14 protein-coding genes are annotated in these 13,830 nt (G+C 56.8%); 10 read left to right on the forward strand and 4 right to left on the reverse strand.

Translation table 11 applies throughout. The features are described from left to right. Nucleotides 1-63: 63 nt before the first annotated feature. The 3 genes from ABLQ08_RS25065 to ABLQ08_RS25075 are packed head-to-tail and all read right to left on the reverse strand — an operon-like array spanning nucleotide 64 to nucleotide 2,911. Nucleotides 64-1,032, reverse strand: a complete 969-nt coding sequence (locus ABLQ08_RS25065; protein ID WP_352948000.1) for a TAXI family TRAP transporter solute-binding subunit — start codon at nucleotides 1,030-1,032, stop codon at nucleotides 64-66. A gap of 39 nt (nucleotides 1,033-1,071) precedes the next feature. Beyond that, a complete protein-coding gene (locus tag ABLQ08_RS25070) occupies nucleotides 1,072-2,163 on the reverse strand; it encodes a D-cysteine desulfhydrase family protein (RefSeq protein ID WP_352948003.1) in 1,092 nt (363 codons plus the stop codon). Continuing rightward, nucleotides 2,153-2,911, reverse strand: coding sequence for a sulfite exporter TauE/SafE family protein (locus ABLQ08_RS25075; RefSeq protein WP_352948006.1), 759 nt, complete (start codon nucleotides 2,909-2,911; stop codon nucleotides 2,153-2,155). The genes ABLQ08_RS25070 and ABLQ08_RS25075 overlap by 11 nt, the downstream gene beginning before the upstream one ends. An 89-nt stretch (nucleotides 2,912-3,000) precedes the next feature. Between ABLQ08_RS25075 and ABLQ08_RS25080 the strand changes: the two genes are divergently transcribed. After that, a complete protein-coding gene (locus ABLQ08_RS25080; RefSeq protein WP_352948009.1) occupies nucleotides 3,001-3,915 on the forward strand; it encodes a LysR family transcriptional regulator in 915 nt (304 codons plus the stop codon). Nucleotides 3,916-3,963: 48 nt separating this feature from the next. On the opposite strand, the gene ABLQ08_RS25085 is transcribed toward ABLQ08_RS25080, so the two are convergent. Further along, nucleotides 3,964-4,392: a CBS domain-containing protein gene (locus ABLQ08_RS25085; RefSeq protein WP_352948012.1), complete on the reverse strand. Its 429-nt coding sequence runs from the start codon at nucleotides 4,390-4,392 to the stop codon at nucleotides 3,964-3,966. 306 nt (nucleotides 4,393-4,698) lie between these two features. On the opposite strand from ABLQ08_RS25085, the gene nuoH reads away from it, so the two are divergent. From nuoH to ABLQ08_RS25130, 9 genes are all read left to right on the forward strand, one after another. Then, the gene (gene nuoH, locus ABLQ08_RS25090; RefSeq protein WP_352948015.1) at nucleotides 4,699-5,685 is read left to right on the forward strand and encodes an NADH-quinone oxidoreductase subunit NuoH; all 987 of its coding nucleotides are present in this window, start codon (nucleotides 4,699-4,701) and stop codon (nucleotides 5,683-5,685) included. Between the two features lie 30 nt (nucleotides 5,686-5,715). Continuing rightward, entirely contained in the window at nucleotides 5,716-6,285 is a 570-nt protein-coding gene (locus tag ABLQ08_RS25095) for an NADH-quinone oxidoreductase subunit I (RefSeq protein ID WP_352948017.1), read from the forward strand. 266 nt (nucleotides 6,286-6,551) lie between these two features. Then, nucleotides 6,552-7,055 carry an NADH-quinone oxidoreductase subunit J family protein gene (locus ABLQ08_RS25100; protein WP_352948020.1) on the forward strand — a complete coding sequence of 168 codons (504 nt, stop codon included), beginning with the start codon at nucleotides 6,552-6,554 and terminating at the stop codon, nucleotides 7,053-7,055. Further along, nucleotides 7,055-7,357, forward strand: a complete 303-nt coding sequence (gene nuoK, locus ABLQ08_RS25105; protein WP_352948023.1) for an NADH-quinone oxidoreductase subunit NuoK — start codon at nucleotides 7,055-7,057, stop codon at nucleotides 7,355-7,357. The genes ABLQ08_RS25100 and nuoK overlap by 1 nt, the downstream gene beginning before the upstream one ends. A gap of 11 nt (nucleotides 7,358-7,368) precedes the next feature. Further along, nucleotides 7,369-8,847, forward strand: coding sequence for a monovalent cation/H+ antiporter subunit D family protein (locus ABLQ08_RS25110; RefSeq protein WP_352948025.1), 1,479 nt, complete (start codon nucleotides 7,369-7,371; stop codon nucleotides 8,845-8,847). Then, nucleotides 8,844-9,098: a hypothetical protein gene (locus tag ABLQ08_RS25115; RefSeq protein ID WP_352948027.1), complete on the forward strand. Its 255-nt coding sequence runs from the start codon at nucleotides 8,844-8,846 to the stop codon at nucleotides 9,096-9,098. The genes ABLQ08_RS25110 and ABLQ08_RS25115 overlap by 4 nt, the downstream gene beginning before the upstream one ends. Beyond that, nucleotides 9,091-10,854: a Na(+)/H(+) antiporter subunit D gene (locus ABLQ08_RS25120; RefSeq protein ID WP_352948030.1), complete on the forward strand. Its 1,764-nt coding sequence runs from the start codon at nucleotides 9,091-9,093 to the stop codon at nucleotides 10,852-10,854. Before ABLQ08_RS25115 ends, ABLQ08_RS25120 begins: the two co-directional genes overlap by 8 nt. Before the next feature lie 5 nt (nucleotides 10,855-10,859). Beyond that, nucleotides 10,860-12,326, forward strand: a complete 1,467-nt coding sequence (locus tag ABLQ08_RS25125) for an NADH-quinone oxidoreductase subunit M (RefSeq protein WP_352948033.1) — start codon at nucleotides 10,860-10,862, stop codon at nucleotides 12,324-12,326. 12 nt (nucleotides 12,327-12,338) lie between these two features. Next, on the forward strand, nucleotides 12,339-13,814 hold the full coding sequence (locus ABLQ08_RS25130) for an NADH-quinone oxidoreductase subunit N (RefSeq protein WP_352948036.1): 1,476 nt from the start codon (nucleotides 12,339-12,341) through the stop codon (nucleotides 13,812-13,814). Nucleotides 13,815-13,830: the final 16 nt, after the last annotated feature.

Here is a 13,830-nt window from a genome sequence, read left to right on the forward strand (position 1 = left end):
ATCGCGGCGGCCTGTTGGGTGGGCCGCCGCGAAACGCTCATTAGCCCTGACAAGGACAGTCGGTTACATCCAGCCGCGTTCCTTGTAGTACTTGACCGCACCTTCATGCAGGGGTGCTGACAGACTGTCGGTGATCATTTCCTCTTCGCTCAGGTTGGCGAAGGCCGGGTGCAATTTCTTGAACTGGTCGAAATTGTCGAACACAGCCTTGACCACCGTGTAGACCGCTTCTTCCGGAACATCCGAGCTGGTGACGAATGTGGCCCCGACGCCGAATGTTTCGATGTCGTCGGCATTGTTGTACATGCCTGCCGGGATCGTTGCCTTGCGGTAGTAAGGATTGTCCGCGACCAGCTTGTCGATGGCCTCACCGGTCACGTTGACCAGATGCGCATCACAGGTGGCAAGCGACTCCTGCGTCAAGGCAGACGGATGACCGACCAGCCAGAAATACGCATCGATCTTGCCGTCACACACCGCCTGGCCAGTCTCTGCCGATTTCATTTCAGCTGCCAGTTTCAGATCGCTCCGGTCCCAACCGAGTGCTTCTTCCAGGACTTCCCAGGTACCGCGCGTTCCCGATCCCGGGTTGCCGATGTTCAGGCGCATTCCCTTGAGATCGGTGATGTTCTTCGCGCCCGTATTGTCATGCGCAATCACCGTCACCGGCTCCGGATGCACCGAGAAGATCGCGCGCAACTTGTCGAATTTGCCCTGGTCCTCGAACTTCGAGGTCCCGTTATAGGCGTGATACTGCCAATCCGATTGGGCTACGCCGAATTCCAGCTCACCAGCCCGGATCGTGTTGATGTTGTAGATCGATCCGCCGGTTGATTCAGCCGAGCACCGGATACCGTGGTCTTTGTAGTTCTTGTTGACCAGTCGGCAGATGGCGCCGCCAGTCGGGTAGTAGACGCCGGTGACGCCACCGGTTCCGATCGACACGAATTTTGGTTCTTCCGCCGAGACAGAGCCAGCAAACAGCAAGCTTCCGGCAAAAATCGCACTTCCGATATGATTATAGATAGACATTTTCACTTATTTCCTCCCATTTTCATCAGCCAAGAGGCTTCAGATCGCAGCCGCACCTCCTGAGTGCGCACGCACTGCTTCTCCTGGCGCTGGCGCCAGATCATTTTGATATGCGAAAATCGCCGGCAGGCCGCCGGTGTGAATGAAGGCTACGGTGGATCCAGTTGCAATCACACCACGCTCTACCAGGGATATCAACCCAGCCATGGTACGGCCGCTATAAACCGGATCGAGCAACAACGCCTCATCTTGGGCGGTACGGCTGATTGCCGAGAAAACCGCCTCGTTCATCCGGCCATATCCGGGCGCCAGCGTCGTATCATCCACCAAGATGTCCCGCTGCGTCAAATTTGCCCGGTTTTCCAGCATTGCATTAAGTTCTTCCGCCCGCCGCGCAATTCGGGGAACTTGCAGCTCCGCTGCCCTGCGCACGCAAATTCCATGAACAGGGACTTCCCAGCCAATCGCGCGCGCGCCCACCAGAAATCCGGCATGGGTCAGACCGCTGCCGGACGGAATGACCACATGGTCTGGAATGACCCCGAGTTCCCGGAACTGCCGCCAGGTTTCTGCAGCTGCATAGGCATAGCCGAGCCCGCCGATCGGCGGGCTGTCCGCCCCCAGGTGAATGACATACGGTTTCTTGCCACGCCGGGCGCACTCTTCTGCCATACGATCCAGATTGGCGTCGGCGGCCGCCTCGTTTTCTCCCTCGGGAAAATAGTGAATTTCGGCGCCGAGCAATCGGTCGAGCAGCACATTGCCTGACGAGGCGTAGATCGGATCGTTTTTCGGAACACGATCTTCCAACTGGACAATCGCGTGCCACCCCAACTTGCGGGCCGCAGCCGCACAGGAACGGACGAAATTGGATTGGACGGCGCCGGTAATGAGAACCGTATCGCTATCCTGTTCCGCAGCCAGGCCCAGGTAGAATTCCAGCTGGCGAGTCTTGTTGCCTCCCATTGCCAGCGGCTGCGCATCATCGCGCTTGGCATAAAGCGTTATGCCGAGCTCACGACCCAATCGCTCCAGGGGATCCAGGTTGGAACGGATCAACCCGAGATCGACGCGGGGGTGCCGGTCCAGTTCCGGAAGCAAATCAATATCGGCGAGACGGTTAGAAAGCATCCCAGAGTCCTCTGCTTAAGAGCGATATTCCCATGACCACCAGAACCAGCTCCAGGAACTGACGCAGGCGGTCCGAACCTATGGCGTTGCGCCCAAAAAGACCGAGCCCGATCCCCAGGCCGACGGCAGGCAGCAGAACCACTGAAAGGCTCAAGCTGTCTTCTCCACGCGGCGTCAGCAACACATGGATCAAGAGCGCCACCGTGTAAGCGACCAGAAAATATGCGCGCAATGTCGCGCGCACCGCTGCCGGTTTCAGGCCTCCGTTCAAAAGGGTCCAGAGCGCGATGGGACCGGGAATTGCCAGCGCGCCGGTCATACCGCCGGACACCGTGCCACCTGCGCGCACGACCCATGACGATGACCCGGCGTGGGCGGGCCGCGATGCCGGGAGAAAGCGCATCTGCGCGACGGCAAGCAGAACGACAACACCGCTTGCGATCTTGAGCCCCGTAGAATTGGCAACCAGCAAAAGCACTGTTCCCACCGGAATTCCCAGGCAAGCCCAGAGACACAAATGCACCAAAGGCCGTCCGGCGACATCGCGCAGTTCCGCAGGCAACAGACAAGCCGTCAGAACCAGGTTGAGAATAATGGCGGTCTGAATGGCCGTAGCGCCGTCCAGAAAGAAAAGCAGCGCGGGGCCGGCGATAAGTCCAAGCCCGACGCCGGTCGCCACCTGCAGGGAGGCTCCAAGCAGCACCAGACCGAAGGCAAGTCCGAGTTCCGTGGCAGGCCAGTCTGTCAATAATGAAGTCCACATGCCTCTAGCCTAAGGCAGTCATATGTTAAAACAATTGACTTTTTTCTACCTGTTACATTAAGAAACCTAATGTAATGATAAATGATCGTCTCAGTCTGCGCGCCATTCACGCATTCCATGCAGTCGTCACCCTTGGATCGGTCGCTGCGGCTGCCGAGCATCTAAACGTCACGCAGCCCGCAATCAGCCATCTATTGAAGTCTTTGGAGGAATGGACGGGCCTGACGCTGTTTCGAAAGACAGGCCGTCGTCTGGAACTGACGGACGATGGACAGGTCTTTTTTGGTGATGTTGCCTCGGCTCTGCCGATCATTTCCAATCTGCAGGAATCCGCCGAAGCCATTCGCAATGCCAAACGCGGTCACGTGCGGATCGTCGCCATTCCGGTGGTCTCGGAGTATCTTCTGCCTGCCATGCTGGGCCGGTTCATGCGTGACAACCCGTTTGTCGAAATCACATTGGAGGTTGCTGACACCCAGCGGTCGCTAACCCTTCTGGAAGCCGGCACTGTCGACCTTGCTCTCATTTCGGGCGTTCATGGCAAAGGCCATGAATTGCATGCTGATATCCCGACTCGTTCGGTCCTGATCGCACCAATAGACTGGCGTGCCGAAAGTGCGTCTCCGATTGAACTTGCATCCATCCAATCGGAGCCATTCATTGCCCTGAACAAGGGAAGCCCTTTTCGCTATGCGCTCGATCAGCACTTGGCACGAGCCGGTCTGGGCCTGAATGTTCGCGCGCATGTGCGAACCCAAAGCGCGATTGCGGGATTTGTTGCCAGCGGCATCGGTATCGGGATTGTCGATCAGATTGTTGCCGCCAGGGCAGTTGAAGGGATACGGGTTCTCGAATTCGAACCTGCGCTGCGTTGGTCCTTCCATCTTGTATCACGCAGCACCGGCACACTATCGACTTCAGCCAACCGCCTAGCCGAATATCTTCAGGAGGAGCTATCTGCGCAATTCGGAAAGACCTGTCATGCCTAGGCCCGTTCTCCCCCATCGGCTGGCGAATTCAGGCGATATTTCTGCAATTTAGCCGGCGATATAATGTTCGAGCTGTTCGATGACGAACTGCTGGTCGCTGATGATGCTTTTCACCAGGTCACCGATCGAGACGACACCTATCACTTCATCGTCCACGATCACGGGAAGATGCCGGATTCTCTTGTCGGTCATGATGGCCATGCATTCCTTGACCGTTTCATCAGGGTGTACGCAGATAACATGCGTGGACATGATCTCCTTGACCATGGTTTTCGGCGACGATTTTCCTTTCAGGATCACCTTTCGCGAGTAATCCCGCTCCGTGATGATGCCAACCAGTTTGCCACCTTCCATGACCACGAGCGATCCAACGTTGTTGTCCGCCATCATCTTGATTGCGTTGTAGACACTATCGTCAGGCGCAATGGACAGTATTCTTCGCCTGTTTGTACCGAGAATTTGCTTGATGATCGTCATCTTCTCCGCCTATTTCAGGGACCGAACTGACAACTTACCCAAACGTCATTGTACGCCCATTCGGTTACAGACGAAACGAAAAATTCCATCGAAATCAACGCCTCGTGCTTCAGCTTCGGCTTTTGTGGTAGAATGAAACCCTGCTGGCAAGGACAACCGCGACGAGAAAGCATTGTGGGTTGCAGCACCCGGACAGACTTCTTGTCGCCCACAAGACGGGACGATCCGGCACGTGACTGCGGTCTTGGGCTGCCGTGCACTTAATCAGCAAGTTCCAGGTATCGTTCTCGGAAGGCGGTATGAGCCATGGACGAATTGATTGTCGTTCTAGTGATGTTTCTGAAACTGGCCGTCGTCGTCGCGGTGCTGTTGCTGCTCCCGCTGCCCTTGACCTGGCTGGAGCGGAAGATCGCGGCGCATATTCAGCAGCGGCCTGGCCCGATGCGTGTCGGATGGCATGGGCTTTTGCAGCCATTTGCCGATGGCATCAAGCTTCTGAGCAAGGAAGACCATATTCCGGATGATGCCGACAGGTTCCTTTTCACGCTGGCACCGATGATCACGCTGGTCGCGACATTTGCGGTGTTTGTCGCCATCCCCTTCGGAGAACCGATTACGATCTACGGCACCGAGATCACCTTGTATCTCACCGATATGAATGTCGCCCTGATGTATGTTCTCGCCATTGCCGGCCTGGACGTGTTCGGCGTGATCATCGGTGGCTGGGCGTCGAACAGCAAATACGCGGTACTGGGTGCGTTGCGCACCTGCGCGCAGCTGATCTCCTATGAGATCCCGATGGGATTTGCCGTTGTCGGCGTGGTGATGCTGGCTCAGTCAATGAGCCTGGTTGCCATTGTCGAAGCACAATCGGGCTTGTGGAATATTGTCTATCAGCCCATTGGTTTTGTTGTCTTTTTCATAGCCGGTCTGGCTGAGGCACAGCGTATTCCCTTTGACCTTCCTGAGGCCGAAGGCGACTTGGGGGCCGGTTACCACACTGAATACAGCGGCATGCGGTTTTCGTTTTTCATGATCAGCGAGTACCTGGTCGTGGTCCTGTTGGCAGCCCTCAATGTGGTCCTGTTCTTCGGCGGTTGGAACCCCTTGTTCCTGCCGCTGCCGCCGTTGCTCTGGTTCGTCCTGAAGGTCTCGTTCTTTGTGTGGCTGTTCATGTGGTTCCGCTTCACTTTCCCGCGTTATCGCTATGACCAGCTGATGTCGATCGGGTGGAAGGTGTTGCTGCCTCTGTCGCTGGCCAATATACTGATAACCGGCATGATCCTGGCCTGATCGGAACAAGCAATCCAAGGCGGACAAGACATGGCAACGGCTAACAAACAGATATCACGATGGATCGGCTGGGTTTTCTTTGCCGATATCTTCAAAGGTCTGTCTTTGACGCTGAGCTACATGTTTTCAAAAACGATAACAGAGCATTACCCGGACAAGGAAAAATGGATTCCTTACGAACGCTACCGGGGGCATCACTTCCTGAACACCGACGAAAACGGTGAAGTCAAATGCGTCGGTTGCGAGCTATGCGCCAAGATCTGCCCCTGCAATTGCATGGAAGTCGTTCCGTACGAGGACGAAAACGGCTATCGCCGGCCTTTGGTGTTCAACATCGACATGGCCAGGTGCCTTTATTGCGGTCTGTGCGAGGACGCCTGTCCGGCAGACGCGATCAAACTTGGTCAACATTATGAATTTTCAGCCGAAAACAGTAGCACTCTGGTTGTCGGACGCGATGCACTGATCGCCGCACCCCGCAAGGCCGAGCATGGTGGCAAGGTTGTCAAAGCAAGATTGAACAGGTCAGGAAGCGTCCCGATCAGTGAAGAAACCGATGGCGAAGACAGGGACTGGTGGCGTAACATAAGACGCAGCTGAGGTGAGCTGCGCAGCATTTGAACTGCAGATTCAGCAACGGTCAGGCGCATGCCTGCCCGCACAAGAGATGTGTGTGCCGGGACAAGCATATCAGTTCACAATCACGTGCCCGGATTTGCACAACGGGTTGCCAACCCGGGATACGGCTGACAGGATTACGTAAGCATATATTCTTGCAGGCAAAGTTGGTTCGCTTGCAAATCCCTCTCCGTTGGGTGGAAACGGAATCGCAGACGAAATAAACGCATCACGAGAAAGGCACTTTCATGGAGCAGGCCTTTTTTTTGTTTGTTGCGGTGGTAGCCACGGCCTCGGGTCTGGCTGTGGTTCTGGCGCGAAATCCCATTCACAGCGCGCTGGCGCTCATGGTCTGTTTCGTTCAGGTCGCGGCTGTGTTTCTGCTGCTGCGCGCGCCGCTTCTGGCTGTCATCCAGATGTTCGTCTACGTGGGCGCGGTGATCATTCTGTTCCTGTTCGTCATCATGATGCTGGATGTACGCAAGCAAGCCCGCATGCCCTTCGTCAAACGATGGTCGGCATTCGCGGTCGTGATCGTCGCCGTGCTGGCTCTGGAAATGTTCGCCCTGCTGCTTTTGGGCGGGCAGTGGCAAGCGCCTTCTCAGGAGCTCAGTTCCGGACAAATGAGCTCCGTGCGCGAAGTTGGTACGTCTCTCTTCACAGAATTTCTTTTTCCCTTTGAAGTCGCATCGGTCATCTTGCTGGTGGCTCTGGTCGGCGCGATCATTCTCACCCGAAAGGAGACCGGCTGATGGTTCCCCTTTCCTGGTATCTGGCCCTCGGTGCCGTGTTGTTCGTCATCGGCATCGCCGGCGTTCTGCTCCGGCGAAACGTCCTGATCGTCTTGCTGTCGCTGGAACTGATGCTCAACTCGGTCAACATCAACCTGGTGGCCTTCTCCAACATGCTGGAGGGCTTTCGAGGCCAGATCATTGCCATTTTCGTCATAACCGTCACAGCTGCGGAAGTAGCGATTGCCCTCGGCATTCTGGTGGTTTTGATGCGCAATAAAGCAACTCTGGAGGTTGACGAAGTCACGACACTGAAAGGGTAGGAACCCACCGCATGGACACCGACTTTTCTCTACTCCCGGTCCTGTCCATCGTTATCCCCCTGGGGGCAGCCGGAGCCATACTGGGATTTCGCCGTCACGTCGCAATGCGTGACGCAATATCCGTTGTGGCTGCGGTGGCGCAGTTTGCCGTCGTCATCTCCCTTGCTCCAACGGTGCTTTCCGGCAGCACCGCCGGTATCACGCTCTTCACCGTGCTGCCCGGTATCGATTTCGCGTTCCGCGCCGACCCGCTGGCAATGGTCTTTGCGACAATCGCCTCGCTCTTGTGGATTTCCGCCGCAGTCTACTCCATCGGCTACATGCGCAGTCTGGACGAGCACGCCCAGACCCGCTTTTTCATCTGTTTTTCCATCAGCCTTTCAGCGGCTGCCGGCGGCGCCTTTGCTGCCAATCTGTTCACGCTGGTGATTTTCTATGAAGTGCTGAGCCTGATCACCTACCCGCTGGTCTATCATCACGAAGACGACGAGGCCTGGTTCGGCTCGCGCCGCTACATGGTCTATCTCATGGGCGCTTCAAAGACCTTCCTGCTGGCCGCCCTGGCCATGACCTATCAGTTTGCCGGGACATTGGACTTCAAGCCGGGAGGCCTCTTCAATGACACCGGTCTTTCGAGCGGACTGCTCATTGCCATCTATCTTTGTTACCTCGCCGGCTTCGCCAAGGCGGCGATCATGCCGTTTCATGCCTGGTTGCCCGCCGCGATGGTCGCCCCGACACCGGTCAGCGCTCTTCTGCATGCGGTTGCCGTCGTCACGATGGGTGTCTTCTGCGTCCTTCGCGTCATTTTCGATGTCATGGGTCTGCGCCTGATGCACGAATTGGGTCTCGGGACCGCCACAGCCTATCTGGTCTCGTTCACGATCATCATGGCCTCCATCTATGCCTTGACGCGCGACGATCTGAAGGCCCGGCTTGCCTATTCGACGGTCAGCCAGCTGTCCTACATCATCCTTGGAGCAGCTCTGTTGTCGCCATCCGGAATCGTCGGCGGAGTTGCACATATTCCCGCGCACGCACTTTCCAAGATCACGCTTTTCTTTTGCGCCGGCTCCATCTACTGCGCCGCACGGCTTCGGAAAATCAGCGACATGGCAGGCATCGGCTGGCGACTACCCTGGACCATGGCCGCCTTCTTCGTCGGTTCCCTCGGTATGATCGGGATCCCCCCGTCAGGCGGCTTCATAAGCAAATGGTATCTGGTACTCGGCACAGTGGAAGCACAGGACATTGTCTTCCTTATCGTTCTGCTCGCAAGCGCTGTTCTCAACGCGGCCTATTTTCTTCCGGTTTCCTATACCGCCTTTTTCGTCAAGGCGAACCCCGACCGAACAATGCCGGTGGCGGTCGAAGAGATCCGTGAAATTCCGCTCGTTACCGTGCCGCTCGTCGCAACGGCCATTTTTTCGGTCATCATGGGTCTTTATCCCGACTACTTCCTCGCCCTTGCGCGCGGGGTGGTGCCATGATCGCCCGGATTGTTCAGTTTTTCGGGGACGGTTCCCATGCACGTCTGAGATGGCGAGTTTTCATTGCGGTCCTCTTCGTCATCGTGGTCGCCGATTTCCTCGTCAAGCGCGGTCACGGCGCGTTCTTCTTTGACGACTTCCCCGGTTGGGGAGCAGCTTTCGGCTTCCTGGCCTGCACCGCCATCATCTTCGTCAGCAAGTTCATCGGCCATCAGGGCGGCATCATGCGCGACGAGGACTACTATGATTGACTGGATCCACCCTGGCCTGATCTTCCTTGTCGGAGCTCTGGTTCTACCAGCGCTCAAGGGGCGTTCGCAGCAGATCTGGCTGCTTGTCGTGCCGCTTGCGGCGCTGGCCAGCGTCGCAACCATGACGGAAGGAGACTACGGCGCTTTCACATTCATCGGTCAGAATTTGCTAATCGGCAAGGTCGACAAGCTGGCGCTGGTGTTTGCCTGGGTGTTCACCATCATGGCCGTGATCGGTTTGGTCTACAGCCTTCATGTCCGGAATACCGCTCAGCATATCGGCGCTTTCCTTTACATCGGCAGTGCTCTCACCGTTGTGTTTGCCGGCGACTGGTTCACGCTTCTGGTTGGCTGGGAGATCATGGCTTTTGCCTCCGCCTATCTCGTATTCGCGGCCAACACTGTCTCTGCAACGCGAGCCGGCATGCGCTACCTCATGGTTCACATCACCGGCGGCGTGCTTCTATTGGGCGGCATTATCCTGCATGGCCAGGAAACCGGTTCCTATCTGTTCGGTCCGATCGGCGAGACTGGAGGTCTCGCCTACACACTGATCCTGATCGCATTCATCATCAACGCGGCAGTACCGCCGCTCAACGCCTGGCTGACGGATGCCTATCCGGAGGCAACGGTGACCGGTGCGGTCTTCCTCAGTGCCTTTACCACCAAGACCGCGATCTACGTTCTCATCAGGGCCTATCCAGGCACGGAATTGCTGGTCTGGCTGGGTGCGGTGATGGCCCTTTACGGCGTCATCTACGCAGTCCTTGAAAACGACTGCCGCAGGCTGCTCGCCTATCATATCGTCAGTCAGGTCGGCTATATGGTCGCCGGTGTCGGGATCGGGACCGAGATGGCCCTCAATGGATCAGCCTCGCACGCCTTCGCGCACATCATCTACAAGGGCTTGCTTTTCATGGGGGCAGGTGCGGTCATTCACATGACCGGGCGCCGCAAGCTGACCGAACTCGGCGGCCTCTACCGAACGATGCCGCTAACCGTCGTTCTCTACATGATCGGCGCCTTCGCAATTTCCGCCTTCCCGCTCTTCAGCGGGTTTGTGACGAAGTCCATGGTCGTTGCCGCCGCCGGTGGCGATCATCGCGCCGCAATCGTCCTGATGCTCACCATCGCCTCTTCGGGAACCTTCCTGCACACCGGGCTGAAGCTTCCCTATTACATGTTCTTCGGCAAGGACTGCGGACTACGACCTTCGGAACCACCGGCCAATATGCTGGCCGCCATGAGCATCGCTGCAATCCTTTGCATCGGCATCGGTGTCCTGCCCGGCGTACTTTACGGGCTGCTGCCATATCCCGTCGATTACCATCCCTATTCCGGTTACCATATCACCGAGAGCCTCAGCCTGTTGATGTTCACCGCGCTCGGCTTCTTCCTGTTCCTCAAATACCTGGATCCCGAGCGGACGATTTCGCTGGACACCGACTGGTTCTACCGCAGGGGCGCCGGACTGTTCATGTGGATTGCGAGCAGACCGATCGCCCGATGGGAACAGATGATTTCGGGCATTTCCGACACGGTTATCTGGCGGTCGCTCAATTTCACAGCAAATGTCAGTCTCGTCAGCGACTTGAAGGTTGTCGACGCGATTGTCAATGGTGTCGCCCGGACCGCTCTTCGTTGCGGGGCCGCAATGCGCAAAGTGCAGTCCGGGGTCGTCAGCCACTACGCCGGCGCGATGATCGGCGGTGTCCTGGCCTGCATCGCTCTCTATGTAGCTCTGTGGACCGGGTGACGACGATGGCCGGTTTCCCTCTCCTCAGCGTCATCATCTTCCTTCCGGTTGCCGGCATACCGCTGCTGTTGCTCCTGAAGGACGATGAAGCGGTCAGGTGGGCGGCTTTGGCGATCCTGGTCATCGACTTTCTGCTCGCGACGTGGCTTGTGCTTGCTTTCGACCCGGTCACACCGGTCATGCAGTTTCAGGAACGGACAGTCTGGGTCGCGGCACTCGGCATATCCTATGCTGTCGGCGTCGACGGTATCAGCGTGCTTTTCGTGTTCCTGACAGCTTTGCTCGGCTGGATCTGCGTCCTTGCCTCCTGGAAGGCCATAGACGTCAATGTGAAGACATTCATGATCAACCTTCTGGTCATGCAGACCTTCATGCTCGGCGTCTTTTGTGCCCTCGACCTGTTCCTGTTCTATGTGTTCTGGGAAGCCATGCTGATCCCGATGTACGTGATCATCGGCGTTTGGGGCGGCGATAACCGGATCTACGCAGCAATCAAGTTTTTCCTGTATACGCTGGCCGGAAGCCTTCTGTTCCTGGTCGGCATTGTGGTCTTGTATTTTGTCAGCGGCCGGACCTTCGACATTCTGGCGCTGATGGAAGCTGAAATTCCATTCAGCATCCAGACCTGGGTGTTTCTTGCTTTCCTGGTTGCCTTTGCGGTGAAGGTTCCCATGGTGCCGGTACACACCTGGTTGCCCGATGCGCACGTCCAGGCCCCAACCGCCGGCAGCATTATCCTGGCTGGTGTCCTTCTGAAGATGGGAGCCTATGGTTTCCTGCGCTTTTCGCTGCCGATGCTTCCGGACGCCTCGCAGTATTTCGCCCCCCTTGTCATTGCGCTTTCTGCAATCGCCATTGTTTATGGCGGCTTCCTAGCCCTCGCTCAGGACGACCTGAAGAAACTGATCGCCTATTCCAGCGTCAGTCATATGGGCTTCGTCACACTCGGCCTCTTCACCTTCAACACCAACGGTCTGAACGGCGCTGTGTTGCAGATGTTCAACCATGGCATCGTCACAGGAGCACTGTTTCTGTTCGTCGGCATAATTTACGAACGAACTCACACGCGGCAAATCGCGGATTATGGCGGCCTGATGAAGATCGTCCCGATCTACACGCTGCTTCTGGGTTTCTTCAGCCTGGCATCAATGGCAGTTCCGGGTACCAACGGTTTCATCGGTGAGTTGCTGGTTCTGTCCGGAGCCTTCGCCTGGGGCAAGGCAACAGGCGCAGTTGCCATTGCCGGCGCCATGCTGAGTGCCGCTTACATGCTGCGGCTGATCCGCCGCGTAAGCCTCGGGCCAACCGCCTTTGGCAATCCGGAGCCACTCTGGGACCTCGACAGGCGGGAAATGGTCGCCATCCTGCCGCTTGCAATATTCGTCATCTGGATCGGCTTTTATCCAATGCCGTTCCTGAACATCCTGGATCCGTCCCTGAACCACCTGCTTATGCAGGTTGTCGGCCGCTGAGGGAGATGGACGATGGACCAGCAGGCAATTATCCGCTCGATCATCATCAGCACTCCGGAAATCATCGTGATCTTCGGCGCCTGTGTGGTTCTGTTTGCCGGCCTCATGAGAAGCAAGCAGCTTCTGAACATTCTGACCGGTCTATCCCTGATCTTCGTGGCGCTTGCCGCAGGTGCGACCAGTGGGCTCGCAGGTCCCCCGCTGCTGGCCTATGGCGGTACATTCGTGGTTGATGGACTGGCTCTTTTCTTCAAGGCGATTTTCTTCCTGGCGACCGCACTGACATTGCTCATCTCAAGACGCTACGTGGTGGAAGAGAACATCGCGGAAGGCGAATATTACGCGCTGATCCTGTTTGCCCTTGCCGGCATGATGATCATGGCCTCGGGCCGCGATTTGCTGGTAATCTACATGGGACTGGAACTGCAGGCGCTGGCATTCTATGTGCTTGTCGGCTACCAGCGGCGCGATGCCAAATCCACCGAAGCGGCCCTCAAATACGTGATCCTGGGCGCGGTTTCGTCCGGTATATTCCTTTACGGCCTTTCACTCGTTTACGGTCTGGCCGGAACGACAGATCTCATGGGGATCGCCGCGTCGCTGTCGGCAGAAGAGCAACCTGGACCGGCCTTGATCCTGGCCATCCTGTTTCTGATCACCGGACTTTTGTTCAAACTCGGCGCGGTTCCCTTCCACATGTGGGTTCCGGATGTCTATGAAGGCGCGCCGACGCCGATTACTGCCTATCTGTCGGTCGCGTCGAAGGCTGCCGCCTTTGCCATCGTGTTGCGTATTTTCCTGGAAAGCGTGATCCAGGTCGAAAATATCTGGATCGACGCGGTGATCATTATTGCCGTGCTGACGATGGCAGTCGGGAGTTTCGTCGCGCTGGTCCAAACCAATATCAAGCGCATGCTGGCTTATTCCAGCATCGCGCACGCCGGCTTTGCCCTCTTGGGTGTTGTTGCCGGTGGTCAGGACGGCGTTTCAAGCGTCATGCTTTACCTGCTGATCTATACGTTCATGAATGTCGGCATGTTCGCCGTCATCATCATGATGCGCAACGGCGCTGTCAGGGGAGACGAGATAGACGACTATACGGGCCTCGCGACAAGTCATCCGGTCTGGGCGCTTTTGACCTTGATTTTCCTGTTCTCTCTGGCTGGTATTCCCCCGACCGCAGGCTTCTTCGCCAAGTTCTACATCCTCGTCGCGTTGATCGATCAAGGTTACGTGGCACTGGCTGTCATTGCGGTCCTCATGAACGCGGTGGCGGCCTATTTCTACATCCGCATCGTGATGGTCATGTACATGAAAGCACCCTCACGTCATTTTGATCTGGCGCTGACCCCCATGCTGCGCGTTTCGCTGATCGTTGCAGTGACCGGAACGGTTGCCATTGGCATTGTGCCGGGATGGTTCCTGGATCAGGCGCAAAACGCCGCCTTCGGCACGCAACAGGCGTCGATAATTGGCTTATTGCGCTGAGACCATATATAGTTGA

The sequence above is a fragment of the Roseibium sp. SCP14 genome, assembly GCF_040329475.1.
In the GTDB taxonomy this organism is placed as follows: Bacteria; Pseudomonadota; Alphaproteobacteria; order Rhizobiales; family Stappiaceae; genus Roseibium.